The following is a 25,754-nucleotide window of genomic DNA, read 5'->3' on the forward strand; positions in this document are numbered from 1 at the left end:
ATCCTGATCGCCTTTTTCTCCCTGATCGAACCCCAACTCGTCGTCGAACTCCTGGCCCTGGGCCTTGCTACCGGCTTTCTCGCGGGCCTGCTGGGCATCGGCGGCGGCATGCTGATGGTGCCGTTCGTCACCTTCATCCTCACCTCCAAAGGCTACCCTGCCGAATACGTGGTGAAGATGGCGGTCGCCACCTCGCTGGCCACGATCTGCTTCACGTCCCTGTCGTCCGTGCGGGCGCACCACAAGCGCGGCGCCGTGAAGTGGCCCATCGTTCGATTGCTCGCGCCGGGCATCCTGTTCGGATCGCTCCTGGGCGCGCAAATCGCCGTGGCCTTGCCGGGCAAGGTGCTGTCCATCCTGTTTGCGATCTTTGTCGCGTTCTCGGCCACGCAGATGTTTCTGGACCGAAAGCCACATCCCTCGCGATCCATGCCGGGAGCGGTCGGCACGTTCTCGATGGGCACGCTGATCGGGGGCTTGTCGTCGCTGGTGGGCGCAGGCGGGGCTTTCGTTTCGGTGCCGTTCATGACCTGGTGCAACGTCAAGATCCACGATGCAGTGGGCACCTCTTCGGCGCTGGGTTTTCCGATTGCCTTTGCGGGCACGCTGGGCTACATCTGGGCGGGCCAGGGTTTGCCGCAGATGCCGCCGGGATCGTTCGGCTACCTGTACCTGCCAGGATTGATCCTGATCGCGCTCGCCAGCATGACCATGGCGCCGATCGGCGCGCGCACCGCGCATCGCATGGATATCCGGCCGCTCCGGCGGCTGTTTGCTGTCGTGCTCTATATCCTCGCGGCATACTTCCTGCTGCGTTAATTCCTGCGTCTCGAGGAGTAGTCATTTTGAGAATCGCAATCATCGGACAGCAAGATTTCGGCAAGGCCGCGATGGAAGCCTTCATTGCGCGCGGCGACGAGGTCGCTGGCGTCTTCTGCATCCCGGACAAGCCCGGCACCAAGATCGACGCCCTGCGCGAAGCCGCCCACCTGCGCGACCTGCCGGTGCTGCAATTCAGCAGCCTGCGCAGCAGCTTCGCGCAAGACGCGCTGCGCGAACTGAAGGTCGACCTGGGCGTGATGGCCTATGTCGTGCAGTTCGCTCCGCAGGAATTCGTGAACATTCCCAAGCACGGCACGATCCAGTTTCATCCCTCGCTTCTGCCGCGCCATCGCGGGCCTTCGTCGATCAGCTGGCCGATTGCGCTCGGCCAGACAGAGACCGGCATCACCATCTTCCGTCCGACCGACGGGCTCGATGAGGGTCCCGTGATCCTTCAGAAGTCCTGCCCCATCGGGCCGGACGAAACGCTGGGCGAGCTCTACTTCAACAAGCTGTTCCCGATGGGCGTTTCGGCGCTGCTGGAAGCCGCTGATCTGGTCGTTGCCGGCAAGCACGAAGAGCGGGTGCAGGACGAATCGCTCGCTACCTACGAAGGCTGGTTCCACGACGAAGAGTCGCGCATCAACTGGGCCAACCATGTGGACCAGGTCTACAACCTGATCCGTTCCTGCAACCCGGCGCCGGGGGCGTGGACCACGCTCGCGGGGCAAAAGACCTGGGTTTATGACTGCCGCAAGATTGCAATGGGCAAGTTCGCGGGGGTGGGCCACAAGCCGGGCGATATCGAAGCAGTGACCGAGACGTCGATCATCGTCAAATCGCATGGCGGGTTGATCGAAGTGTTGAAGGTCAAGGCCGAGGGTGGCAAGAAGATGAATGCGGGTGAGTTCGCGCGCATGCACGGATTGGTCGCGTCGACCTCCAGCCCGGCATGACAAGTGTGGAGGCTGTCATTGCGGGACAAATGTGGAGGCTGTCATTGCGGACTTGATCCGCAATCCATCTGCGATCAAGCGCAGCAGCCGCTTCGCGGTGGATGCCGGGTCAAGCCCGGCATGACAGCCTTGCTAAATCAGCTCCGCGCAATCGTTGAGCAAAAACGTCTTGAACGCCTGCGCCACAGGCGGCAGCCGCTTGGACTTGCGGTGCACCACATACCAGTTGAGCATCATCGGAAATCCCTGCACGTTCAGCACGGCAAGGCTCCCATCCTGAACCTCGCGCCGTATCGTGTGGGCCGATAAAAAGCTCACGCCCATTCCCGCCATCACCGCCTGCTTGATGGTCTCGGTGCTCCTGATTTCCATGGCAATGTTCAGCTCGGCCATGTGATCGCCGAAGGCTTCAATCATCGAGTTCGATGTGTCGGATCCCTTCTCGCGCACAACGAACGCCTCACGCGCGAGCCGCGCCACCGGGATGCGCTTGCGTCCGGCCAACGGATGATTCGGCGCGGCCACGATCACATACGGATGCGGTGCGAAAGGCTCGTTGACCGTGTCCTGGTCCAGCGGGGGCCGCACCATCACCGCCAGGTCGGTGAGGTTGTCCGCCAGCTGCTCCAGCAACTCCTCGCGGTTGCACACATGGAAGTTGAGCGTGACGCCGGTATGCCGGCTCGCAAACTCCACCAGCAGGCGCGGAAAGAAATAATCGCCCGCGCTGATGACCGCCACATTGAGCGTTCCGCCCGAGACGCCCTTGAACTGCGTCATCGTGTTTTCGACCTCACGGAACTGCTGGATGATCACGCGGCTGGCATGCAGCATCTCCGCACCGGCGGGCGTGAGATGGATCTTCTTGCCCAGCTGCTCGAACAGCGGCAGGCCCGCATGGTCCTGCAATTTCTTGACCTGTATCGACACGGCCGGCTGCGTCAGGTGCAGCTCTTCCGCGGCACGCGAGAAGCTCAGGTTGCGGGCCACGGCTTCGAATACCTTCAGCTGGCGCAGCGTCGCGTTCATCATGGCAGTTGCCTTTCACTCATAAGCCTTTGCAAATGAATAGTATGAACTACTTTAACTATCATTAATCGTCTTGCCTTCGTACATTGGCCTCGTCGAACAATAAATGGAGACAGGCGATGACGAAGATGAAAGCGGCCATGGCCGCCGTGCTCGTGATGGAAAAAGAAGGCATCACCCATGCCTTCGGTGTTCCGGGTGCCGCCATCAATCCGCTCTATGCGGCGATGCGCGAACGCCAGTCCATCACCCACATCCTGGCGCGCCACGTCGAAGGCGCATCGCACATGGCCGAGGGCTATACCCGCGCAAAGGCCGGCAACATCGGCGTGTGCATCGGCACCTCGGGCCCCGGCGGCACCGACATGATCACCGGCCTGTACTCGGCAGGCGCCGACAGCATCCCCATCCTTTGCATCACCGGCCAGGCACCGCGCGCGCGACTGCACAAGGAAGATTTCCAGGCGGTGGACATCGAGGCGATCTCCGCGCCCGTCACCAAGTGGTCCTTCACCGTGCGAGAGCCGGGCCAGTTGCCCGGCGCGTTGCAGGCGGCCTTCCACCTGATGCGATCCGGGCGGCCCGGCCCTGTGCTGCTGGACTTGCCGTTTGACGTGCAGATGGCCGAGATCGAATTCGACATCGACACCTATGAGCCGCTTCCGGTTCACAAGCCTGCCGCGACCCGCAAGCAGATCGACAAGGCGCTGGACATGCTCACTGCAGCCAAGCGTCCGCTGATCGTCGCAGGCGGCGGCATCATCAACGCCGACGCCAGCGACCTGCTCGTGGAGTTTGCAGAACTCACCGGCATCCCGGTCATTCCCACCCTCATGGGCTGGGGAACGATCCCCGACGATCACCCCTTGATGGCTGGCATGGTCGGCTTGCAGACCAGCCACCGCTACGGCAACGCCACCATGCTCGCGAGCGATTTCGTGCTGGGCATCGGCAACCGCTGGGCGAACCGCCACACCGGCTCGATCGAGGTCTATACCCAGGGCCGCACTTTTGTGCACGTCGACATCGAGCCAACACAGATAGGCCGCGTGTTCACACCCCACTACGGCATCGTCTCCGATGCCAGGGCTGCCCTGCAGCTTTTCGTGGAAGCCGCGCGTGAACGCAAGGCCGCGCAGCGCATGCCCGACCGCAGCGACTGGGCCATGCGATGCGCCGAACGCAAGCGCCTGATGCTGCGCAAGACGCACTACGACAACGTGCCGATCAAGCCGCAGCGCGTGTATGAAGAGTTGAACCTCGCCTTTCCGCGCGACACGATCTACGTGAGCAACATCGGCAACAGCCAGATCGCGGCCGGCCAGTTCATGAACATCTACGGCCCGCGCCAATGGATCAACTGCGGCCAGGCCGGGCCGCTGGGCTGGTCGATGCCTGCGGCACTGGGCGTGGTTGCGGCCGACCCATCGCGCACGGTCGTCGCGATCACGGGCGACTACGACTTCCAGTTCCTGATGGAAGAACTTGCCGTGGGCGCGCAGTTCAAGCTGCCCTATGTGCATGTGCTGGTGAACAACTCCTACCTCGGGCTGATCCGCCAGAGCCAGCGCGGATTCGACATGGATTTCTGCGTGCAGCTCGCGTTCGACAACATCAACGTGCCCGCGTCCGACGACCAGCTTCGCGGCTACGGCGTGGATCATGTAGCCGTGGTGCAGGGCCTGGGTTGCAAGGCGCTGCGGGTGCAGGACCCGTCGCTACTGCAGGCAGCGCTGCTGCAGGCCACCGCTCTTGCGAAAGAGCACCGGGTGCCGGTGGTGGTCGAGGTCATCCTGGAGAAGGTGACCAACATCGCCATGGGGACCGAGATCGACAAGGTCAATGAATTCGAGGATGTCGATTGCCGCCACCCCGGCGGCCTCAAGGGCCTGGAGCTTGCGGGCCTGCTCGAATGACAGCGTCACAGCTTTGTCCAAACCATAAGCGTTTGTAAATCAATCCATCAAATACTTTAACTATTCTTAAATCGTTTGTTTTCCTAGGATAGTCCCAAAGGAGCACCTCATGACCACTCACCACGCCGCCACCATCGACCCATCTGCCCAGTCTCACCTGCACGCCTACAACGCGGCATTCGAAGAGCTCGACCTGCCGTGGCACTGGGATGCGGTGACCTTCATGCGCCTGCGCGAGTCGGGCGATTGCTGCGTGCGCCGCTACCTGGAGACCGAGCACGCGCACCTGCTTCGCGCCTACGACGCCGACTTCCTGGTGCAGGCGGTGGAAACCGCCAGGAAGCGATGCCACGCGGTCCTCGCGTCCTGAACGCCTGACCGCCTGAAAGCCGCCATGACCAAGCACTGGGTGAGATTCACGCACGATGGCACCCAGGGGTTCGGGATGCTGGAAGGCGACGCGATTCGCGTCTGCGCAGGCAGCATGTTCTCGGGCGCGCAGCCCACCGGCCAGGTCGTGCCGCTGGGGGCGGTGCGCCTGCTCACGCCGGTGGTGCCCACCAAGGTGATCGCGCTGTGGAACAACTTCCATGCGCTGGGCGAAAAGCTCAACCTGCCGGTGCCTGCCGAGCCGCTGTACCTGCTCAAGGCACCCAACTCGTTCCTGGAGCCGGGCGGCATCATTGCCCACCCCGGGTGCGAAGGCAGGGTTGTGTTCGAAGGCGAACTCGCCGTTGTCATCGGCAAGACCTGCAAGCGGGTCAGCGAAAGCGACGCGCTCGACCACGTGCTGGGCTACACCTGCGTCAACGATGTGACCGCCGCCGACATCCTGCACCGCGACGCTTCGTTTGCCCAATGGGTGCGCGCCAAGGGCTTCGACACCTTCTGCCCTTTCGGCCCGTCGATAGCGACCGGCCTGGACCCCGCCACGCTCGTCGTGCGAACCCTGCTCGATGGCGTGGAGCGGCAGAACTACCCCATCAGCGACATGCGCTTTCCGGTGCAGCGGCTGGTCAGCCTCATCTCGCAGGACATGACCCTCAACCCCGGCGACCTCATCCTGTGCGGCACGTCGGTGGGCGTCGGCTCGATGAAGCCGGGCAGCACCGTGCAAGTCGCGATCGCGGGCATCGGCACGCTCACCAACCGGTTTCTTTGATTATTTTTGGAGCTGTCGTGAAAATTGCAATCATCGGGGCGGGCGCCATTGGCGGCTACGTCGGCGCGAAACTCGCGCTGGCCGGCGAGGACGTGACATTCATGGTGCGGGGCGCCAACCTGTGCGCGATCCGCAACAACGGAATCAGGCTCATCCTGGCCGACGGATCGGAACACGTTGCGCACGGCGTCCGGGCCAGCAACGACTATGCAGCCACCGGCGAGCAGGACCTCGTCATCGTGGCCGTGAAAGCCCACCAGCTCGAAGCCGTCGCCTCGGACCTTGCGCACCTGCTCGGCCCGCAGACCAGCGTGGTCACCATGCAGAACGGCATTCCGTACTGGTACTTTCACAAGCACGGCGGTGAGCTTGAAGGCACCGTGGTGCGCAGCGTGGACCCCAGCGGCCGCCTGGCCGATCTGATTGCACCCGAGCGCGTCATCGGCTGCGTGGTGTACCCGGCCTGCGAGCTGGTCGAGCCCGGCGTGGTGCGCCATGTCGAAGGCGAGCGGTTTCCGCTGGGCGAACTCGACGGCACGACCAGCGAGCGCGTCACGAGCATCTCGCAGTGCTTCATCCGCGCCGGGCTGAAAGCGCCCGTGCTGGACAACATCCGCAGCGAGATCTGGCTCAAGCTCTGGGGCAACCTCACCTTCAACCCGATCAGCAGCCTTTCGCATTCCACGCTGGTGGACATCTGCCAGTTTCCGCTGACCCGCGAACTTGCCACCAGCATGATGCTGGAAGCGCAGGCCGTCGCGCATCGCCTGGGCATCGCATTTCGCGTGTCGCTGGAGCAGCGCATCGCGGGCGCCGAAAAGGTCGGCAAGCACAAGACCTCGATGCTGCAGGACATCGAAGCCGGCCGCGATCCGGAGATCGATGCGCTGGTCGGTGCGGTCGTCGAGCTCGGCCGCCTGACGGCAACGCCTACCCCACATATCGATACAGTTTTTGCGCTGGTCAAATTGCTGGCAAGAACCATGGGCGCGCAAGAAGGGCAATTGCGTATGGAGCCCCGGCGCGACGACGACGCACCCAGCGCCTCCTCGGGACAAACCCTTGGACGACCCCAAAAATGCGCAAACTTGATCGGTGTCAAGAGTGTTTCGGCCACTCAGTAAGACCATGATGTGGTCGTGTGCTTCCGGAGCGTCCATTCTCCGGCGGCCCCACAGCATCACACACAGGAGACAAACCGATGAACACCCGATTCAAGGCAGTTGGAAAACATTTCGCCAAGGTGGCAGCAGGAACGATCGCATCAGCCGTGCTGGCCATGATGCCCGCCCACGCAGCATGGGAGCCGTCCAAGCCGGTTGAATTCGTCGTGCCCGCCGGCACGGGTGGCGGCGCGGACCAGATGGCACGCTTCATCCAGGGCGTGATCGTCAAGCACAAGCTGATGAAGGAATCGCTGGTCGTGGTCAACAAGTCCGGCGGCGCAGGCGCCGAAGGCTTCCTGGCCGTCAAGGAAGCCAAGGCCGACCCGCACAAGATCATCATCACGCTGTCGAACCTGTTCACCACGCCGCTGGCGACCGGTGTCCCGTTCAACTGGCGTGACATGACGCCGGTGTCGATGATGGCGCTGGACCAGTTCGTGCTGTGGGTCAACGCAGAGTCGCCCCACAAGACGGCCAAGGACTACTTCGCTGCCGTCAAGGCCGCAGGCCCGAGCAAGTTCAAGATGGGCGGCACCGGCTCCAAGCAGGAAGACCAGATCCTGACCGTCGGCATCGAAAAAGCCACCGGCACCAAGTTCATCTACATCCCGTTCAAGGGCGGCGGCGATGTGGCTGTGCAGCTGGTGGGCAAGCACATCGACTCCAGCGTGAACAACCCGATCGAAGCTGTCGCCCAGTGGCGCGCAGGCCAGTTGCGCGCGCTGTGCGTGTTCGACGACACCCGCATGCCTTACAAGGCGAAGGTGACCGACACCATGTCCTGGGGCGATATCCCCACCTGCAAGGAGTCAGGCGTCGCGACCGACTACGTCATGCTGCGCGGCATCTTCATGGCACCGGGCGTGACCAAGGACCAGACCGAGTACTACGTCAACCTGCTCAAGAAGGTTCGCGACACACCGGACTGGAAGGAATACATGGAAAAGGGCGCGTTCAACCAGACCGCCATGACCGGCGACGAGTACACCAAGTGGCTCGGCGCGGCAGAGAACATGCACCGCGACCTGATGAAGGAAGCCGGCTTCATGGCCAAGTGATGCAAGGCGCCCCGTTCGTGGGCGCTTGCGGTTTTTGATGCGGGCTGCGCCGGTCGGCGCGTCCGCCCTCACCCCTTCATATTTTTCACTGTCGGCCTTTTCGGGGGCGGACGGCAACCCAGCGGGAGTTCATATGGAACCAGTCGAAGAAAACGGCGGCGCACCGCGCGTCGGAGTACCCACCTACATCGTCGAGGGCGTGGTTGCAGCGCTGATCCTCGTGCTGGGCCTGATCGTGATTTTTGGCAGCCGGTCGCTGGGCTCCGGCTGGACCACCGACGGACCGGGCGCAGGCTACTTTCCGTTCTACATCGGCCTCATCCTGTGCATTTCGGCAGTGGGTGTTTTCTGGCAAAACGTCCTCAGCAAAAAACGCAGCACCGAAATCTTCGTGGACAACGTGCAGCTGGGCCGCGTCATCTCGGTGCTGGTTCCGGCGCTCGTCTATGTGGCGGCGGTGCAGTTCCTGGGCCTGTACCTCGGCTCTGCGATCTACATCGCGCTGTTCATGATCATCATGGGCAAGTACTCCTGGATCAAGAGCGTGATCATTTCCGTGGCAGTCATCACGCTCTTTTTCTTCATGTTCGAAGTCTGGTTCAAGGTGCCGCTGTTCAAGGGCATGCTCGATCCGCTGCACTTCCTCGGCTACTGAACCACAACACCTAAAAAGAGACTACGTCATGGACGAAATAAGCGCGCTCATACAGGGATTCGGCGTCATCCTGACGCCGATGAACATCCTGCTGATGTTCGTGGGCATCATCCTGGGGGTGCTCATCGGCGTTCTTCCCGGACTCGGAGGCGCCAACGGCGTCGCCATCCTGCTGCCACTGACCTTCAGCATGTCGCCCACTTCGGCGATCGTCATGCTGTCATGCATCTACTGGGGCGCCCTGTTCGGCGGCGCGATCACCTCGGTGCTGTTCAACATTCCGGGTGAGCCCTGGTCTGTTGCAACCACCTTCGACGGCTACCCGATGGCGCAAAAAGGCCATGCCGGTGCCGCGCTGACGGCAGCATTCACGTCGTCGTTCGTCGGCGCCTTCGTCGCGGTGGTGATGATCACCTTCCTGGCGCCGATGGTTGCCAAGTTCGCACTGAAGTTCGGTCCGCCCGAATTCTTCGCGGTGTACCTGCTGACCTTCTGCAGCTTCGTGGGCATGGGCAAGGGTTCGCCGTTCAAGATCCTGGCCTCGATGACGCTCGGCTTCGCACTCGCAGCGGTGGGCATGGACACGGTGACCGGCCAGTTGCGCCTGACGTTCGGCATCCCCGACCTGATGCGTGGCTTCGACTTCCTGATCGGTGTGATCGGCCTGTTCGGTATCGGCGAAATCCTGATCTCGATGGAAGAGGGCCTGGAGTTCTCGGGCAAGAGCGCCAAGATCAATGCCAAGGTGGTGTTCGAGACCTGGAAGAAGCTGCCGCAGTACTGGATGACCTCGATCCGCAGCTCGCTGGTGGGCATCTGGATGGGTATCACGCCCGGCGGTGCGACACCGGCTTCGTTCATGAGCTACGGCCTGGCCAAGAAGATGTCCAAGAACGGCGCGAATTTCGGCAACGGCGAAATCGAAGGCGTGATCGCCCCCGAGACCGCTGCCCACGCAGCCGGCACGAGCGCCCTGCTCCCGATGCTGGCGCTGGGCATCCCCGGTTCGCCAACGGCCGCTGTACTGCTGGGTGGCCTGCTGATCTGGGGCCTGCAGCCCGGACCGCTGCTGTTCGTCGAGCAAAAGGACTTCGTGTGGGGCCTGATCGCCAGCATGTACCTGGGCAACCTGGTCGGCCTGATCGTGGTGCTGACGACCGTGCCGCTGTTCGCTTCGATCCTGCGCATCCCGTTCTCGATCATTGCGCCGATCATCGTGGTCATCTGTGCGATTGGTGCCTACACCGTGCACAGCGCGATGCTCGACATCTGGTTCATGATGCTCTTCGGTGTGGTTGGCTACCTGTTCAAGAAGCTCGACTACCCGCTTGCACCGCTGGTGCTGGCACTGGTGCTCGGCGACAAGGCAGAAGATTCGTTCCGCCAGGCGATGCTGGTCTCGCAAGGCGAGCTGTCGATCATGTGGTCCAACCCGCTGGTGGGCGGCATCACGACGCTGGCGCTGATCCTGCTGCTCTGGCCAGTGATCTCCAAGGTGATCGCCAAGGTCCGTCCGCCAAAGGGTCCGGACCTGCCTGCAGAACAGCCGGTGGATTGATCCCACGGGTTGGGACGAAAAGAAAGGGGCCGCAAGGCCCCTTTTGTTTTGGTCACCCCGGTTGTCATGCCGGACTCGATCCGGCATCCACCGCGAAGCGGCTCTCGCTCAGATCTTGCCGCGCTGCTTCAACCGGCTCAGCGTCTCGGCCGAAAGATTCAGGTACGACGCGAGTTCTTTTTTGGGAATGCGCTCGAACAGCTCTGGTTGCTTGCGCAGGAAGCGCTTCACCCGCCCCGGCGCATCGAGCAGGTGCAGCGTGATGGTGTGCGCCATGATTTCACTCATGAGTTCCATCACCTGGTATTCGAACGATTCCTTGATGCCGGGATTCTTGGCCAGAAATGCGACCCACTCGGGCATCGGCAGCTTGGCAACCCGCGCCTTGGTCACGCAAACAATGCTGTAAGGCGCCGGGGTTCCAAGCCGCCACGCGGCATAGCTTGTTTCCATATTTCGCTCATCGGCAAAACGCAGGATCATTTCCTTGGCTTGCTGATTGGCCACGACGCGCTTCAAGATGCCGTCCAGGATGAAGTACTGCTCCATGTCGTGCACGCCCTGATGGAGCAGGTAATCGCCCTTCTGGCAGTCAACGACCACCAGGTGCGACTCGAGTTCAGCGCTCTGGCCCGAATTCATTCCTTTCAAGACCATGTTCTGCGCGAGTTGCACGCGAATGACATTTCGTTCTGAATGGTTTTGGATGGCCGTCATGCGAGAGGAAAAGAGACCGATTACCCGAAAGTTGACCGTGGTCAATGGAGGTTGAGAAAGCGATTCCTATGATACCCCGACGCTTCCATTGCGCCCTGAAGGCCATAGGGCGCCGGCCCTTCGTGCGAAGACCCTAGAAGAGACATCAACATGACCAACGAAACGCAATCCGCAGAAACCATCGACGGCTTTCACCTGCTCATCGAAGCACTGAAGCTCAACGACATCGACACGATCTTCGGCCTGCCGGGTATCCCGATCACCGACCTGACGCGCATGGCCCAGGCCGAAGGCATGCGCATGATTTCTTTCCGCCATGAGCAGCACGCCGGCAACGCCGCAGCCGCCGCTGGCTTTCTCACGCAAAAGCCCGGCATCTGCCTCACGGTCTCTGCACCCGGCTTCCTCAACGGCCTCACGGCCCTGACCAACGCCACGACCAACTGCTTTCCGATGATCCTGATCAGCGGCTCCAGCGAGCGCGAGATCGTGGACCTGCAGCAAGGCGACTACGAAGAGATGGACCAGCTGGCCATCGCCAAGCCCCTGTGCAAGGCCGCCTACCGCGTGCTGCACGCAGAAGACATCGGCGTGGGCATTGCACGCGCCATTCGCTCGGCCGTCTCGGGCCGCCCCGGTGGCGTTTACCTGGACCTGCCAGCCAAGTTCTTCGCGCAGACGATGGAGCTGCAAGCGGGCCTGAAGTCACTCATCAAGGTGGTCGATCCGGCTCCCCGCCAGATCCCCGCACCCGACGCCGTGCAGCGCGCGCTCGACCTGCTCAAGAATGCCAAGCGCCCTCTCATCATCCTGGGCAAGGGCGCAGCCTACGCACAGGCTGACGCCGACATCCGCGCGCTCATCGAAAAGTCGGGCATTCCGTACCTGCCGATGTCGATGGCCAAGGGCCTGTTGCCCGACACGCACGCGCAGTCGGCCTCTGCCACCCGCTCGTACGCACTGGCTGAAGCCGACGTGGTCATGCTGGTCGGCGCGCGCCTGAACTGGCTGCTGTCGCATGGCAAGGGCAAGACCTGGGGCACGCCCGGTTCCAAGCAGTACATCCAGGTCGACATCTCGCCAATCGAAGCCGACAGCAACGTGGCGATTGCCGCGCCGCTGGTGGGTGACATCGGCTCCTGCGTGGGCGCACTGCTGGCCGGCATGGGCAACAGCTGGGCCAAGGCGCCCGCCGACTGGACCCAGGCCGTGGCCGAGCGCAAGGACAAGAACCTGACCAAGATGGCCGAGACGCTGGCCAAGGATCCGGTTCCGATGAATTTCCACAGCGCGCTCAACGTGATCCGCAACCAGGTGAAGGCTCGCCCGGATGCGATCGTCGTGAATGAAGGCGCCAACACGCTGGACTTCGCGCGCAGCATCGTGGACATGTACGAGCCGCGCAAGCGCCTGGACGTGGGCACCTGGGGCATCATGGGCATCGGCATGGGCTTTGCAGTCGCTGCCGCCGTGACCACCGGCAAGCCCGTGATCGCAATCGAAGGCGACAGCGCGTTCGGCTTCAGCGGCATGGAAGTCGAAACCATCTGCCGCTACAACCTGCCCGTGTGCGTGATCGTGTTCAACAACAACGGCGTCTACAAGGGCACCGACGTGAACCCGACCGGCGGCGATCCTGCCCCCACGGTGTTCGTCAAGGGCGCACGCTACGAAATGATGATGCAGGCCTTCGGCGGTGTGGGCGTCGTGGCCAACAACCCGCAAGAGCTCGAAAAGGCGCTGACCGAAGCCATCGCATCGGGCAAGCCGACGCTGATCAACGCCATCATCGATGAAACCGCCGGCACCGAAAGCGGTCGCATCACCAGCCTGAATCCGCAGACTGCCAAGAAGAAGTAACCGGTCTACGCATTCAGCGATTTTTTGAAAATTCCAAGGAGCAAAGCAATGAGCAACAAACCCCTCAACGGCATCAAGATCATCGACTTCACGCACGTGCAAGCCGGTCCCGCCTGCACCCAGCTGCTGGCCTGGTTCGGCGCTGACGTGATCAAGGTCGAGCGTCCCGGCTCCGGCGACGTGACCCGCACGCAGCTGCAGGACATCCCCAATGTCGACGCGCTGTACTTCACCATGCTCAACAGCAACAAGCGCTCGCTGACGCTGGACACCAAGAAGCCGCTGGGCAAGGAAGTGCTGGAAAAGCTGATCAAGGAATCCGACGTGATGGTCGAGAACTTCGGCCCCGGCGCGCTGGACCGCATGGGTTTCACCTGGGCCCGCATCCAGGAACTCAACCCCAAGATGATCCTGGCTTCGGTCAAGGGCTTTTCTGACGGCCACCACTACGAAGACCTGAAGGTCTACGAAAACGTTGCGCAGTGCGCAGGCGGCGCCGCATCGACCACCGGCTGGTGGAAGGGCGAGAACTCCGGCCCGATGATTTCGGCTGCAGCCCTGGGCGACAGCAACACCGGCATGCACCTGGCCATCGGCATCCTGACGGCCATCATCGGCCGCCAGCAGACCGGCAAGGGCCAGAAGGTCGCCGTCTCGATGCAGGACAGCGTGCTGAACCTGTGCCGCGTGAAGATGCGCGACCAGCAGCGCCTGGATCGCCTGGGCTACCTGGAAGAGTACCCACAGTACCCGCATGAGACGTTCAGCGACGTGGTGCCCCGCGGCGGCAATGCCGGCGGCGGCGGCCAGCCAGGCTGGATCCTGAAGTGCAAGGGCTGGGAGACCGACCCCAACGCCTACATCTATTTCACGGTGCAGGGCCACGCCTGGGCACCGATCTGCGACGCGCTCGGCAAGCCCGAGTGGAAGACCGACCCGGCGTACATGACGCCCAAGGCACGCCAGCCGCACATCACCGAGATCTTCGCGACCATCGAAGACTGGCTCAAGGACAAGACCAAGTTCGAAGCCGTGGACATCCTGCGCAAGTTCGACATTCCTTGCGCCCCGGTGCTGTCGATGAAGGAACTGCTCCACGACGAATCGCTGCGTGCCAGCGGCTCCATCGCCGAAGTGCAGCACAAGACGCGCGGCAGCTACTTCACCGTGGGCAGCCCGATCAAGTTCTCGGACATGAAGCCCGAGATCACCGGCTCGCCCCTGCTGGGCGAACACTCGGACGAAGTGCTGGCCGAACTGGGCTACACCAAGGAACAGATCGCCGAGATGCATTCCAAGGAAGTCGTCTGATCTAGCTGCCCCACGGGGCACACTGGCAAAAGACGGCGTCAATTTCGGCGCCGTCTTTACTTGAGCACGCCTTGTCCAGGCGCGCCGCAACAGGAGAACTGCAGATGAAATCGTCAATCGACTATGAAGCGCTGGTCGGCGCGGTGGGCGACGCCATCGTCGCCTGCGATGCCAAGGGCGCGATCGTCTTGTGGAACCCCGCGTGCGAGCGCCTGTTCGGCCACACCGAAGCCGAGGCCCTGGGCCAGTCGCTGGACATCATCATTCCCCAGCGCCAGCAGCAGCGGCACTGGGACGGCTACTACAAGACGATGGAGACCGGCATCACCCGCTACGGCAACGACGTGCTGCGCGTGCCGGCCGTGCACAAGGACGGCCACACCATGTCCATCGCCTTCACCGTCGCCATGCTTCACGGCGGGGATGGCAAGGTCAGCTCTATCATTGCCGTGGTCCGCGACGAATCGGCCAAATTCGCCGAAGACCGCGCCCTGAAAAAGCGCCTGACCGAACTCGAAGCGGCTGCTGCTGCGGCAAATCCTGCCCCAGCAGTACCGACTGCCGGAACCTGAGGTTCAAAGTGGCCTATTGCAGAGTGACTACCATCGAAGTTGAGCGAAACGTTTTCAACTTACGGGGTTTTTCATGAGCAAAGCATTGGACGGGGTCCGCATCCTCGATTTCACGCATGTCCAGTCCGGGCCGACCTGCACGCAGCTGCTGGCCTGGTTCGGCGCGGACGTCATCAAGGTGGAGCGCGCCGGCGAAGGCGACGCCACACGCGGGCAACTGCGCGACATCCCCGGTGTGGACAGCCTGTACTTCACCATGCTCAACCACAACAAGCGCTCGATCACGCTGGACACCAAGAAGCCCAAGGGCCGCGAGGTGCTCGACAAGCTGATCGAGACCTGCGATGTGCTGGTCGAGAACTTTGCGCCCGGCGCACTCGACCGCATGGGCATCACCTGGGAACACATCCAGAAGATCAACCCACGCATGATCGTGGCCTCGGTCAAGGGCTTCGGCCCCGGCCCCTACGAAGATTGCAAGGTGTACGAGAACGTGGCGCAGTGCGCGGGCGGCTCTGCATCGACCACCGGCTTTGACGACGGCCCTCCGATGGTGACCGGCGCGCAGATCGGCGACAGCGGCACGGGCCTGCACCTGGCGCTGGGCATCGTCGCTGCGCTCTACCAGCGCAACACGACCGGCCGCGGCCAGAAGGTGCTGGCACCCATGCAGGACGCCGTGCTCAACCTGTGCCGCGTCAAATTGCGCGACCAGCAGCGGCTGGAACGCACGCACACCATGCACGAATATCCGCAGTACCCGGACGGCAAGTTCGGCGCTGCGGTGCCGCGCGCGGGCAATGCATCGGGCGGCGGCCAGCCCGGCTCCATCCTCAAGTGCAAGGGCTGGGAAACCGACCCCAACGCCTACATCTACTTCATCACCCAGGCCGCAGTGTGGCCTGCCGTGTGCAAGGTGATCGGCGAGCCGGACTGGATCGAGGACGAAGCCTATGCAACGCCGGCTGCGCGCCTCTTGCACCTGAAGCCGATCTTCAGGCGCATCGAGGAATGGACCATGACCAAGACCAAGTTCGAGGCCATGGACATCCTGAACAAATACGACATTCCCTGCGGCCCCATCCTGTCGATGAAAGAGATCGCGGAAGAACCCGCGCTGCGCGAGACCGGCACCATCGTCGAGGTGGACCACCCCACGCGCGGCAAGTACCTCACCGTCGGCAACCCGATCAAGATGTCGGACAGCCCGACCGACGTTACCCGCTCACCCCTTTTGGGCGAGCACACGGAAGAAGTGCTGGGCCAGTTGGGCTTTAGCGCCGAAGCCATCTCGGCGCTGCGGGCCGAGCGGGTGATCTGAAAGAAAAATGAACCATCCTGTCATCCCCATTGCAGTCCATCGCGCCGAAGTCAACGCCCCGGTTACCAAGGAGCGCAAACGCCAGGCACCCAAGGGCCGGCGGGTCGATCCCGCTGCGCTGGCCGACGTACAAAGACTGCTGGGCGATGAGCCGCGCCGTGCCGATCTGCTGATCGAGCACCTGCACAAGATCCAGGACGAGTTCGGCCACCTGCCCTCCACCCACCTGGCCGCGCTCGCGCAAGAGATGCGCCTGGCGCAGACCGAGGTGTATGAAGTGGCGAGCTTCTATCACCACTTCGATGTGGTGAAAGAAGGCCAGGATGCGCCTGCCCCGCTGGCGGTGCGTGTGTGCGATGGACTGGCTTGCGAGATGGCCGGCGCGAAAGAGTTGCTGGCAAAGTTGCCTGCGCTGCTGGGCCGCGAGATCCGTGTGATCGCCGCGCCCTGCATCGGGCGTTGCGAGCAGGCGCCGGCTGCGGTGGTGGGCCAGCACCCGGTCCCCAACGCAAGCTGCGAGACCATCGTGGCCAAGGCGCAGGCAGGCACGATTCATCACATACCCGAGGCCTACACCGGGCTCGCTGAATATGAAGCTGCCGGCGGCTACGCGCTGCTCAAGGAATGCATCTCGGGCGCACGCGATGTCGAGTCGGTGCTCAAGACAATGGAAGATTCCGGCCTGCGCGGCCTGGGCGGCGCGGGCTTTCCATCGGGGCGCAAGTGGCGCATCGTGCGGGCCGAGCAAGGCCCTCGCCTGATGGCTGTGAACATCGACGAAGGCGAGCCCGGCACCTTCAAGGATCGTGTCTACCTGGAGCGCGATCCGCACCGTTTCCTCGAAGGCATGCTGATCGCGGCGTGGGCCGTCGGCATCGAAAAAATCTACGTCTACCTGCGCGACGAATACCACGGTTGCCGCGCGCTGCTGCAGGCCGAACTCGAAAAGCTGCGCCAGTCGCCGCATTTCGTCGGCATGCCCGAGGTTGACCTGCGCCGCGGCGCGGGCGCGTACATCTGCGGCGAAGAGTCCGCGATGATCGAATCGATCGAAGGCAAGCGCGGCATGCCACGCCTGCGCCCGCCCTATGTGGCGCAGGTGGGCCTGTTCGGCCGCCCGACGCTGGAGCACAACTTCGAGACGCTGTACTGGGTGCGCGACATCCTCGAAAAAGGCGGCGAATGGTTTGCATCGCATGGGCGCAACGGCCGCAAGGGCCTGCGTTCGTTCTCGGTATCGGGCCGCGTGAAAGAGCCGGGCGTGAAACTCGCGCCGGCCGGCATCACGATCCAGGAACTCATCGACGAATATTGCGGCGGCATGCAGGACGGCCACAGCTTCTATGCCTACCTGCCGGGTGGTGCGTCTGGCGGCATCCTGCCAGCGACGATGAACCAGATTCCGCTGGACTTCGACACGCTGCAGCCGTATGGCTGCTTCATCGGCTCGGCGGCGGTGATGGTGCTGTCGCATCACGACACGGCCACCGATGCGGCTCGCAACATGATGCGGTTCTTCCACCACGAATCATGCGGCCAGTGCACGCCCTGCCGGGTCGGCACCGCAAAAGCTGCGCACCTGATGGAGCAACCCAAATGGGATCTGGCCCTGCTGGCCGACCTGTCACTGGTCATGCGCGACGCATCCATCTGCGGCCTGGGCCAGGCTGCGCCCAACCCCATGGATTGCGTGGTGAAGTATTTCCCGCACGAGCTGAAGTAAGGGCCCGATCATGAACGCCATCACACGACAAGAACTCGCGCAACTCGATGTGCCCACCGTCACCTTCAGCCTCAACGGCAAGGACGTGACCGGGCGCGCCGACGAAAGCATCCTGGACATCTGCAAGCGCGAAGGCGTGGCCGTGCCGCACCTTTGCTACAAGGACGGCCTCGAAGCCGTCGGCAACTGCCGCTCCTGCATGGTCGAGATCAAGGGCGAGCGCGTGCTGGCGCCCTCTTGCTGCCGCACCGCTGCCAATGGCATCACCGTCACCACCGACAGCGAGCGCGCCGTCGCATCTCAAAAGCTGGTGCTCGAACTGCTGCTGTCGGACATGCCCGAGGCAGACTTCACGCGCCACAACGAAGTCGATGAATGGGCCGCAAAGATCGGCGTGGGCAAGCCGCGATTCGAAGCGCGCGCAAGCACGCCGCCCGATCTCTCGCATCCTGCCATTGCAGTGAACCTGGACGCGTGCATACAGTGCACACGCTGCCTGCGTGCCTGCCGCGACGAGCAGGTCAACGACGTGATCGGCCTGGCCTTTCGCGGCGACTCGGCCAAGATCGTTTTTGACATGGACGACCCGATGGGCGCGTCGACCTGCGTGGCTTGCGGCGAATGCGTGCAGGCCTGCCCCACCGGCGCGCTCATGCCCGCGCGCGATGCGGCGCTCAGCGTTCCGGACAAGCAGGTCGAATCCGTCTGCCCGTATTGCGGCGTCGGCTGCCAGCTCACCTACAACGTCAAGGACGACAAGATCCTGTTCGTCGAAGGACGCGATGGTCCGGCGAACCACGGACGCCTGTGCGTCAAGGGCCGCTATGGCTTTGATTACGCGCACCACCCGCATCGCCTGACCAAGCCACTGATCCGCCGCGAAGGCGCCCCCAAGACCGGCGACTTCGAGATGGACCCGGACCGCGTGATGGAAGTGTTCCGCGAAGCGACCTGGGAAGAAGCGCTTGAATTTGCAGGCGGCAAGCTCGCTGCAATCCGCGATCAATACGGCAAGAAATCGCTGGCCGGTTTCGGCTCTGCCAAGGGCAGCAACGAAGAGGCCTACCTGTTCCAGAAACTGGTGCGCACCGGCTTCGGCAGCAACAACGTCGATCACTGCACGCGGCTGTGCCACGCATCGTCGGTCGTGGCGCTGCTGGAGGGTATCGGTTCGGGCGCGGTGTCCAACCCGGTGATGGACGTGACCAAGGCGGATGTCGTCGTCATCATCGGCGCGAACCCGACGGTGAACCATCCCGTGGCCGCGACCTGGATCAAGAACGCGGTGAAGAACGGCACGACGCTGATCGTGATGGACCCGCGCCGCTCGGACCTCACGCGCATGGCGCATCGTCATCTGCAATTCAAGCCCGACACCGATGTGCCGATGCTCAACGCGATGATGCACGTCATCGTCAATGAAGGCCTGGTCGATGAAGCCTTCATCGCCGAGCGCACCATCGGCTACGAAGAGCTGCGCAAGAACGTCGAGGGCTACAGCCCCGAGGCGATGGCGCCGATCTGCGGCATCGACGCCGACACGCTGCGCTACGTCGCGCGGCTGTACGCCAAGTCCAAGGGCTCGATGATCCTGTGGGGCATGGGCGTTTCTCAGCACGTGCACGGCACCGACAACGCACGCTGCCTGATTGCACTCGCACTGATGACCGGCCAGATCGGCCGGCCCGGCACCGGCCTGCATCCGCTGCGTGGACAAAACAATGTGCAGGGCGCGTCCGATGCGGGCCTGATCCCGATGATGCTGCCCGACTACCAGCACGTCACGCGGCCTGAAGTGCGCGCCAGTTTCGAGAAGGCCTGGAAGCTCGCGCCCGGCACGCTGGATGCCGACGTGGGCCTCACGGTTGTGGAAGTGATGCACGCGATCAAGACGGGCGGCATCAAGGGCATGTACGTGCAGGGCGAAAACCCGGCCATGTCCGACCCCGATGCCAACCACGCACGCGAAGCGCTGGCAGCGCTCGATCACCTGGTCGTGCAGGACATCTTCCTGACCGAAACCGCCTACCTTGCCGACGTCATCCTGCCCGCGAGCGCCTTCCCTGAAAAGGACGGCAGCTTCACCAACACCGACCGGCTGGTGCAGATGGGCCGCAAGGCCATCAACCCACCGGGCGATGCGCGCCAGGACCTCTGGATCATCATCCAGATCGCGAACCGCCTGGGCTGCGGCTGGCACTACAACCATGTGTCCGAAGTGTTCGACGAGATGCGCCACACCATGCCGAGCATTGGCGGCATCACCTGGGACCGGCTGGACCGCGAACACGCGGTCACCTACCCTTGCGTGAACGAAGGCGATCCGGGCGATCCGGTCGTGTTCATGGAAACATTCCCGCGTGACAGTGGACGCGCGAAGTTTGTTCCGGCCGACATCATCCCGGCCAACGAGCGGCCCGATACCGAATACCCGATGGTGCTGATCACCGGGCGTCAACTGGAGCACTGGCACACCGGCAGCATGACGCGCCGCGCGACGGTGCTCGATGCAATCGAGCCCGATCCGGTTGCGCTGGTGCATCCGCTGGACCTCGCGGCCATGGGTGGACAGCCCGGCGACCTGGTCACCATCGAATCGCGCCGGGGCCAGGTGGCCTTGTATGCCCGCGCTGATGAAAGCTCGCCACGCGGCGCGGTGTTCGTGCCGTTTTGCTACTACGAAGCGGCGATCAACAAGCTGACGAATGCCGCCCTGGACCCGTTCGCGAAGATCCCGGAGTTCAAGTACTGCGCGATCCGCGTGTCACTGGGTGGGGTGCCACCCGAGCAGGTGAGTTATGGCGGTGGGCAGGCGCTGGTGAATTCGGTGGCGGCGGGCTGACGTCTGAGTCATCGCCTGCCGTGTACGGCGCGCGGGCGACCTCTCAAACTTGTGACAGCAGGCTTTCAAGGGAACTGCGCAACGAACCGAGACTGCCTTCAATCACACCCCACACAATTCGGTTGTCGACACTGGCATAGCCATGGATCAGCACATTACGAAATGCGACGATCCGGGGAAGATCTGGAATGAGCCTTGCAGCGGAGGGCTCGATTCGCGACAGTTGGTTGAGCGCCTCTCCCACAATTTCAAACTGACGCTCCACTGCGGATCGAAGCAGGTCGTCCACTTCGTAGTCAGCAAACGTCTTTTGCGTTGTGTAGCGCGCGATGCGTTCAGCCGCCTGCTGCGCGTCCCAGAGAAGCTTCCCAGCGTCAGGATGCATAAACCGTTTGGCGCTCTGCGGCGATTCGGCGTGAAAGATAGGGGTTTGCCAGACTGCTGGAGGTGAGCAGGTCAACCGGCCGGCCGAAGAGTGTCTCGAGGCCTTCTTTCAGTTCGAAATAAGCTTGGGCATACGCCGCTGGCGGAGCGTTCTCGAACTCCACCAGAAAATCCAGGTCACTGCGCAGAGGGTCGAAATCTGCACGCGTCACCGATCCAAACGCATCCAGCCGCCGCGCACCAGCGCGACGACAGAGGTCGGCGACTTCACGTTGTTTGTTGTCCAGCAGGGGGCTCATATTCGGTCTCTGGGAGGATTATGCAACCGGCTCCCGTGCCACATGCGCCGCATCACGGCGACCCGGGCCACAGGCTGGCACATAACCTGCACAATCGAGTGCAATGACACCTGCTACCCCTCCCAACCCAGCTCCCCCGATCCGCCTGCGCTACCACGTCGAACTCAACTATGTGGTGAATTCCCCCACCTGCGACTTCATCTTCAACGTCCAGGCGGCTCGCACGCCGGCCCAGCGCATCGTCTGGGAACGCATTGACTTCGGCCAGCGCGCGCAGGCCACGCCGTGGATCGACCCGGCCACACAAACCCGCTGGATGCGCGTTCGCGCCACCGAAGGCCCGCTGCGGGTGCACTGCGAAACCGTGCTGGATCTGGTGCAGCACCACGCACAGCCTTCGAGCTTGCCGGAAGTGCCGATCTCCGCGCTGCCACCCGAGGTGCTCCCCTACCTCTACCCCAGCCGCTATTGCGAGTCAGATCGCCTGCATCGCTTTGCCTTCGCGCAATTCGGCGGCCTGTGGCAGGGCTACAACCGCGTGCGCGCGATCCGCGACTGGGTGCAGCAGCACGTCGAGTTCACCTCCAACTCATCGCAAGGCACCACCTCGGCCTGTGACACGCTGTTGACCAAACAAGGCGTCTGCCGCGACTTCGCCCACCTGATGATCGCGCTGTGCCGCGCGGTCAATATTCCCGCGCGCTTTGCCACAGGCTTTGACTTCGGCGCCGACCCAGCCCTGGGCCCGCCCGATTTCCATGCATACGTTGAAGCGTATGTCGGCCATCGCTGGTTCATGTTCGATCCGTCGGCCACAGCCATCCCCCAAGGCTTTGTTCGACTGGCCACCGGCCGCGACGCAGCAGACGCAGCCTTCGCCTCCATCTTCGGAAGCGTCCACTGGGACCCGCCCGTGATCGGCATCGAAGCCATCCCCGGCGAAGACGGCGTGCTGCGAGCACCCATGCACATCGAAGACGCCCTTTCCACCGACGCCGGCCCCGGCAGCACCGCCTGACCCGAACCAATTAATTGGAATCTGACCCCAATTAATTATTGGGGTCAGATTCCAATTTTCCCGATGGAGCGGGCTGTGCTGGCGGCTTGGCTGGCGCTGGTTTGATCCGCGTCAGGTCGATGGAGGCGCCGGGGTCTTCCTCGCCTGCTACCGATTGGGTGAGGTCGATTTTTTTCAGGGGGATGGGGGGTGGTGTTGCGGCGGACATGCAGGCATTGCACACCTAAACAGCACCGGCAGGTGTTACCGAGGGCTGCCCTCACCCTAACCCTCTCCCAGAGGGAGAGGGAATTGAAGACCCCTTACCGGCCGCGCCAGGCTGGCGGGCGTTTGGCGGTGAAGGCTGTCACGCCTTCGCGGAAGTCTTCGCTGCCGTAGGCGCGCGCGATCAGGTCGCTCACATCGGGCAAGTCGGCCAGCAGCAAGCGGTGCAGTGCCTGCTTGCTCACGGCCTGCGTCACCGGGGCCAGGGCCGCAAGCTTGCGGCACAGCTCATCGGCTCTGGCATGGATGAGCGAAGGCTCGATCACCTCGGACAGGTAACCGCAGGCCAATGCCTCTTGCGCGCCCAGGATCTCGGCCGCAAGCAACATGCGTTGCACACGCGGCCTGCCGAATGAGGCCACCAGGCGAGTGAGGTTGGACGCCGACAGGCAATTGCCCAGCGTCTTTGCAATCGGCACCCCGAAGCGCGCAGACGGCGTGGCAATGCGCACATCGCACGCCGTTGCGATCACCAACCCACCGCCCACGCACCAGCCTTCGACCAGCGCGACTGTCGGGATCGGCAGTGACTCTAGCGGCCCTACGCACTCGTCGATGCGCTGCTCGTACGCCACGCCATCGCGGCCATCCTTGAATGCCTTGAACTGCTCGATGTCGGTGCCGGCAACGAAAGCGTCGCCGCCTGCCCCGCGAAGCAGTGCCACACGCACGCCGGGTTCCCGCTGCAGTTGTTCGCAAGCGGTGACCAATCCCTCGTACATCGCCCACGTCATCGCGTTGCGTGCCGCAGGTCGATCGAAAGTGATGGTGGCTACCGGGCCATCGATGGCCAGCCGGGTTGCGCCTTCGACGGATGGAGTTTTTGCGTTGTCGCTCATGCTTCGAATGCGCCCTGCTCTCGCAATGCCGCCTGCGCCGCCTCGTCAAAACCCAGCTCGGACAACACCTCGCTCGTGTGTTCGCCCAGCAGCGGCGGATGGCGCTGCACCTGTTGCGGCGTACCCGAGAGCTTCACCGCAAATCCGATGTTGGGCACCTTGCCCTCGATCGGGTGATCGATCTCGATGCGCATCTCGCGCGCGCGGCCATGTTCGCTTTCGAACGCTTCGGGATAGGTGAGGATGGGCCCCGCCGGAATGCCCGCAGCCAGCAGCGTCTCGACCCAGTAATCCTTGGTGTTCTGGCGGAAGGTCTGCTCCAGCTCGCCTTCGAGCTCCGCGCGATGTTTCAGCCGCAATGAAATCGTGCTGAAGCGCTCATCGGCCAGCAGCTCGATACGGCCGATCACGTTGCACAGCAACTGCCAGAGCTTCTGGTTGTTCGCGCCCATCACGAAGTAGCCGTCGGACGATCGCATCGCCTGGTACGGCGCGGTCATCTTGTTCGATGTGCCCAGCGGCTCGGGTGGTTTGCCGGTGCCCCAGTAATCGCTGGTATCCCAGATAGAGAACGCGAGTGCCGAATCGAACAGCGATGCATCGATGTGCTGCCCCTGCCCCGACTTCTTCGCGCCGATGTGCGCGGCGAGCGTGGCGTACACCGCAAACAGCGCGCAACCAATGTCAGCGACCGGCACGCCTGCCTTGACCGGCGGCCCGCCGGGGTAGCCCGTCACACTCATCACACCGGACATCGCCTGCGCCATGAGATCGAAACCCGGGCGATCCGACCACGGACCCGTCTGGCCGAAGCCCGAGATGCTGGTGTAGACCAGCTTCGGATTGATTTCCTTCAGGACCTCGTACCCCAGGCCCAGCCGCTTCATCGCGCCGGGCCGGTAGTTCTCGATCAGGATGTCCGCGTCTTTCGCAAGCTGCAGCAGCACTTCGCGCCCGGCTTTGCTCTTGAGGTTGAGCGCGACGCTGCGCTTGTTGCGGTTCATGTTGAGGAACCCCATGCTGTCGGGGCCTTTCATCTTGAACCCCATCGAGCCGCGCGTCTGGTCGCCGCCACCGGGCGGCTCGATCTTGATCACGTCAGCGCCCAGGTCTCCGAGCAACATGCAGGCATAAGGGCCTGCCATGACCTGGCAGACATCGAGGACGCGTACGCCCTCCAAAGGTAAAGGGCGCAATGAAGTCATCTACGGTTTAGCCTTCGCCCTTGACGCCGCCGTCCTTGATGATCTTGGCCCACTTGATCTGCTCGGCATGCATGAAGTCGCCGAACTTTTCGGTGGAGCCGCCGCCGTCCTGCGCGCCCGAGGCAGCGAGCCGCTCCATCACGTCGGGCATCTGCATGACCTTGTTGATGTCTTCGTTCATGCGCTTGGCCATGGCCACTGGCATCTTGGCCGGGCCGGCAAGGCCGTACCAGGTCGTGGCTTCGAAACCGGGGAAGCCCGACTCGGCCATCGTCGGCACATTGGCGTAGGCCGGCACGCGCTGCTGGCGGGTCTGCGCAATCGCAATCGCCTTGCCGCTCTTCACGTGAGGCGTCGCAGCCGTCATCGTGTCAAAGCTGTACTGGATCGTGCCGCCGATCAGGTCGGTGAGCATGGGGCCCGAGCCCTTGTACGGCACGTGGATCGCCTTGACGTTTGCCGCCAGCATGAACATTTCGAGCGCGAGGTGCTGGGCGCTGCCGGTGCCGGCAGAACCGAAGCTGATCTTGCCGGGGTTGGCGCGGCACAGCGCGACCAGGTCCTTCACGGTCTTTGCAGGCTGGCTCTCATTGCAGATCAGCAGGTTGGGTGTGACGCCTACCAGCACGATAGGCTGGAAATCTTTTGCGGGGTCGTAGTTGACCTTTTGCAGGCCGGGCGTGATCGCCTGGCTGTTGATGTGCGCCATGAGCAGCGTGTTGCCATCGCCGGGTTGCTTGGACACATAGTCGGCGGCGATGGTGCCCGAGGCGCCCGCCCTGTTCTCGACGATGACCTGCGTCTTCCACATGTCGGCCAGCTTTTGCCCGATGACGCGCGCCAGGATGTCAGTGCCACCACCGGGCGCGAAGCCCACGATGATGCGCACCGGGCCTGCGGGCAAGCCCTGCGCGCGAAGCATCGGGGATGCAAGGGATGCGGCTGCGGCAGCAGTACCGGCGACGAAAATTCTGCGTTGCATGTTTGTCTCCTTCATTTAAATCAAATAGATGCGGATGTCATTGCGGGTGAGGCTGTCATTGCGGGCTTGACCCGCAATCCATGCATTCCACGGCC

The 25,754-nt window shown here is 63.0% G+C and carries 24 protein-coding genes; 16 read left to right on the forward strand and 8 right to left on the reverse strand.

Annotated elements, in window-relative coordinates; all coding sequences use genetic code 11:
- The first annotated feature begins 6 nt into the window (after window positions 1-6).
- Both AQ12_RS10765 and AQ12_RS10770 read left to right on the forward strand, forming a co-directional pair.
- The gene (locus AQ12_RS10765) at window positions 7-819 is read left to right on the forward strand and encodes a sulfite exporter TauE/SafE family protein (RefSeq protein ID WP_048439899.1); all 813 of its coding nucleotides are present in this window, start codon (window positions 7-9) and stop codon (window positions 817-819) included.
- Window positions 820-845: 26 nt separating this feature from the next.
- A complete protein-coding gene (locus tag AQ12_RS10770; RefSeq protein WP_048439900.1) occupies window positions 846-1,778 on the forward strand; it encodes a methionyl-tRNA formyltransferase in 933 nt (310 codons plus the stop codon).
- Window positions 1,779-1,910: 132 nt separating this feature from the next.
- Here the strand turns inward: AQ12_RS10770 and AQ12_RS10775 are convergent, their stop codons facing one another.
- Complete coding sequence (locus AQ12_RS10775) at window positions 1,911-2,810, reverse strand: LysR family transcriptional regulator (RefSeq protein ID WP_048439901.1); 900 nt, start codon at window positions 2,808-2,810, stop codon at window positions 1,911-1,913.
- A gap of 116 nt (window positions 2,811-2,926) precedes the next feature.
- On the opposite strand from AQ12_RS10775, the gene gcl reads away from it, so the two are divergent.
- From gcl to AQ12_RS10810, 7 genes are all read left to right on the forward strand, one after another.
- Window positions 2,927-4,723, forward strand: coding sequence for a glyoxylate carboligase (gene gcl, locus AQ12_RS10780; protein ID WP_048439902.1), 1,797 nt, complete (start codon window positions 2,927-2,929; stop codon window positions 4,721-4,723).
- Between the two features lie 109 nt (window positions 4,724-4,832).
- Entirely contained in the window at window positions 4,833-5,093 is a 261-nt protein-coding gene (locus tag AQ12_RS10785; protein WP_048439903.1) for a hypothetical protein, read from the forward strand.
- 24 nt (window positions 5,094-5,117) lie between these two features.
- Window positions 5,118-5,885: a fumarylacetoacetate hydrolase family protein gene (locus AQ12_RS10790; protein ID WP_048439904.1), complete on the forward strand. Its 768-nt coding sequence runs from the start codon at window positions 5,118-5,120 to the stop codon at window positions 5,883-5,885.
- Between the two features lie 17 nt (window positions 5,886-5,902).
- On the forward strand, window positions 5,903-7,009 hold the full coding sequence (locus AQ12_RS10795; RefSeq protein ID WP_082151539.1) for a 2-dehydropantoate 2-reductase: 1,107 nt from the start codon (window positions 5,903-5,905) through the stop codon (window positions 7,007-7,009).
- 155 nt (window positions 7,010-7,164) lie between these two features.
- A complete protein-coding gene (locus AQ12_RS10800; RefSeq protein ID WP_238587705.1) occupies window positions 7,165-8,109 on the forward strand; it encodes a tripartite tricarboxylate transporter substrate binding protein in 945 nt (314 codons plus the stop codon).
- 133 nt (window positions 8,110-8,242) lie between these two features.
- Window positions 8,243-8,764, forward strand: a complete 522-nt coding sequence (locus AQ12_RS10805; protein ID WP_048439906.1) for a tripartite tricarboxylate transporter TctB family protein — start codon at window positions 8,243-8,245, stop codon at window positions 8,762-8,764.
- 28 nt (window positions 8,765-8,792) lie between these two features.
- The gene (locus AQ12_RS10810; RefSeq protein WP_048439907.1) at window positions 8,793-10,322 is read left to right on the forward strand and encodes a tripartite tricarboxylate transporter permease; all 1,530 of its coding nucleotides are present in this window, start codon (window positions 8,793-8,795) and stop codon (window positions 10,320-10,322) included.
- A 108-nt stretch (window positions 10,323-10,430) separates the two neighbouring features.
- Here AQ12_RS10810 and AQ12_RS10815 read toward each other — a convergent pair whose 3' ends face one another.
- Window positions 10,431-11,039 (reverse strand): Crp/Fnr family transcriptional regulator, encoded by a 609-nt coding sequence (locus tag AQ12_RS10815; protein WP_048439908.1) that lies wholly within the window; start codon window positions 11,037-11,039, stop codon window positions 10,431-10,433.
- A 150-nt stretch (window positions 11,040-11,189) separates the two neighbouring features.
- Between AQ12_RS10815 and oxc the strand changes: the two genes are divergently transcribed.
- From oxc to fdhF, 6 genes are all read left to right on the forward strand, one after another.
- Window positions 11,190-12,899, forward strand: coding sequence for an oxalyl-CoA decarboxylase (oxc, locus tag AQ12_RS10820; protein WP_048439909.1), 1,710 nt, complete (start codon window positions 11,190-11,192; stop codon window positions 12,897-12,899).
- A gap of 48 nt (window positions 12,900-12,947) precedes the next feature.
- Window positions 12,948-14,210, forward strand: coding sequence for a formyl-CoA transferase (gene frc / locus AQ12_RS10825; protein WP_048439910.1), 1,263 nt, complete (start codon window positions 12,948-12,950; stop codon window positions 14,208-14,210).
- A gap of 104 nt (window positions 14,211-14,314) precedes the next feature.
- The gene (locus tag AQ12_RS10830) at window positions 14,315-14,782 is read left to right on the forward strand and encodes a PAS domain-containing protein (RefSeq protein WP_048439911.1); all 468 of its coding nucleotides are present in this window, start codon (window positions 14,315-14,317) and stop codon (window positions 14,780-14,782) included.
- Window positions 14,783-14,855: 73 nt separating this feature from the next.
- A complete protein-coding gene (gene frc, locus AQ12_RS10835) occupies window positions 14,856-16,103 on the forward strand; it encodes a formyl-CoA transferase (protein ID WP_048439912.1) in 1,248 nt (415 codons plus the stop codon).
- A 7-nt stretch (window positions 16,104-16,110) separates the two neighbouring features.
- A complete protein-coding gene (locus AQ12_RS10840; RefSeq protein ID WP_048439913.1) occupies window positions 16,111-17,826 on the forward strand; it encodes an NADH-ubiquinone oxidoreductase-F iron-sulfur binding region domain-containing protein in 1,716 nt (571 codons plus the stop codon).
- A gap of 10 nt (window positions 17,827-17,836) precedes the next feature.
- Window positions 17,837-20,668, forward strand: a complete 2,832-nt coding sequence (fdhF, locus tag AQ12_RS10845; protein WP_048439914.1) for a formate dehydrogenase subunit alpha — start codon at window positions 17,837-17,839, stop codon at window positions 20,666-20,668.
- Between the two features lie 43 nt (window positions 20,669-20,711).
- Here fdhF and AQ12_RS10850 read toward each other — a convergent pair whose 3' ends face one another.
- Together AQ12_RS10850 and AQ12_RS10855 are read right to left on the reverse strand one after the other, a co-directional pair.
- Window positions 20,712-21,053, reverse strand: coding sequence for a DUF86 domain-containing protein (locus tag AQ12_RS10850; RefSeq protein ID WP_048439915.1), 342 nt, complete (start codon window positions 21,051-21,053; stop codon window positions 20,712-20,714).
- Window positions 21,043-21,351, reverse strand: coding sequence for a nucleotidyltransferase family protein (locus tag AQ12_RS10855; RefSeq protein WP_048439916.1), 309 nt, complete (start codon window positions 21,349-21,351; stop codon window positions 21,043-21,045). Before AQ12_RS10855 ends, AQ12_RS10850 begins: the two co-directional genes overlap by 11 nt.
- A 103-nt stretch (window positions 21,352-21,454) precedes the next feature.
- On the opposite strand from AQ12_RS10855, the gene AQ12_RS10860 reads away from it, so the two are divergent.
- Window positions 21,455-22,369, forward strand: a complete 915-nt coding sequence (locus AQ12_RS10860) for a transglutaminase family protein (RefSeq protein WP_048439917.1) — start codon at window positions 21,455-21,457, stop codon at window positions 22,367-22,369.
- Window positions 22,370-22,400: 31 nt separating this feature from the next.
- Here the strand turns inward: AQ12_RS10860 and AQ12_RS23310 are convergent, their stop codons facing one another.
- The 4 genes from AQ12_RS23310 to AQ12_RS10875 form a co-directional block, all read right to left on the reverse strand.
- A complete protein-coding gene (locus AQ12_RS23310) occupies window positions 22,401-22,577 on the reverse strand; it encodes a hypothetical protein (RefSeq protein WP_238587701.1) in 177 nt (58 codons plus the stop codon).
- A 94-nt stretch (window positions 22,578-22,671) separates the two neighbouring features.
- Complete coding sequence (locus AQ12_RS10865; protein ID WP_048439918.1) at window positions 22,672-23,472, reverse strand: enoyl-CoA hydratase/isomerase family protein; 801 nt, start codon at window positions 23,470-23,472, stop codon at window positions 22,672-22,674.
- Complete coding sequence (locus AQ12_RS10870; RefSeq protein ID WP_048439919.1) at window positions 23,469-24,677, reverse strand: CaiB/BaiF CoA-transferase family protein; 1,209 nt, start codon at window positions 24,675-24,677, stop codon at window positions 23,469-23,471. Before AQ12_RS10870 ends, AQ12_RS10865 begins: the two co-directional genes overlap by 4 nt.
- Before the next feature lie 7 nt (window positions 24,678-24,684).
- Window positions 24,685-25,659 carry a tripartite tricarboxylate transporter substrate binding protein gene (locus AQ12_RS10875; RefSeq protein ID WP_048440018.1) on the reverse strand — a complete coding sequence of 325 codons (975 nt, stop codon included), beginning with the start codon at window positions 25,657-25,659 and terminating at the stop codon, window positions 24,685-24,687.
- Between the last annotated feature and the right edge of the window lie 95 nt (window positions 25,660-25,754).

It is taken from the genome of Caenimonas sp. SL110 (assembly GCF_001044395.1).
Lineage (GTDB): Bacteria > Pseudomonadota > Gammaproteobacteria > Burkholderiales > Burkholderiaceae_C > Ramlibacter.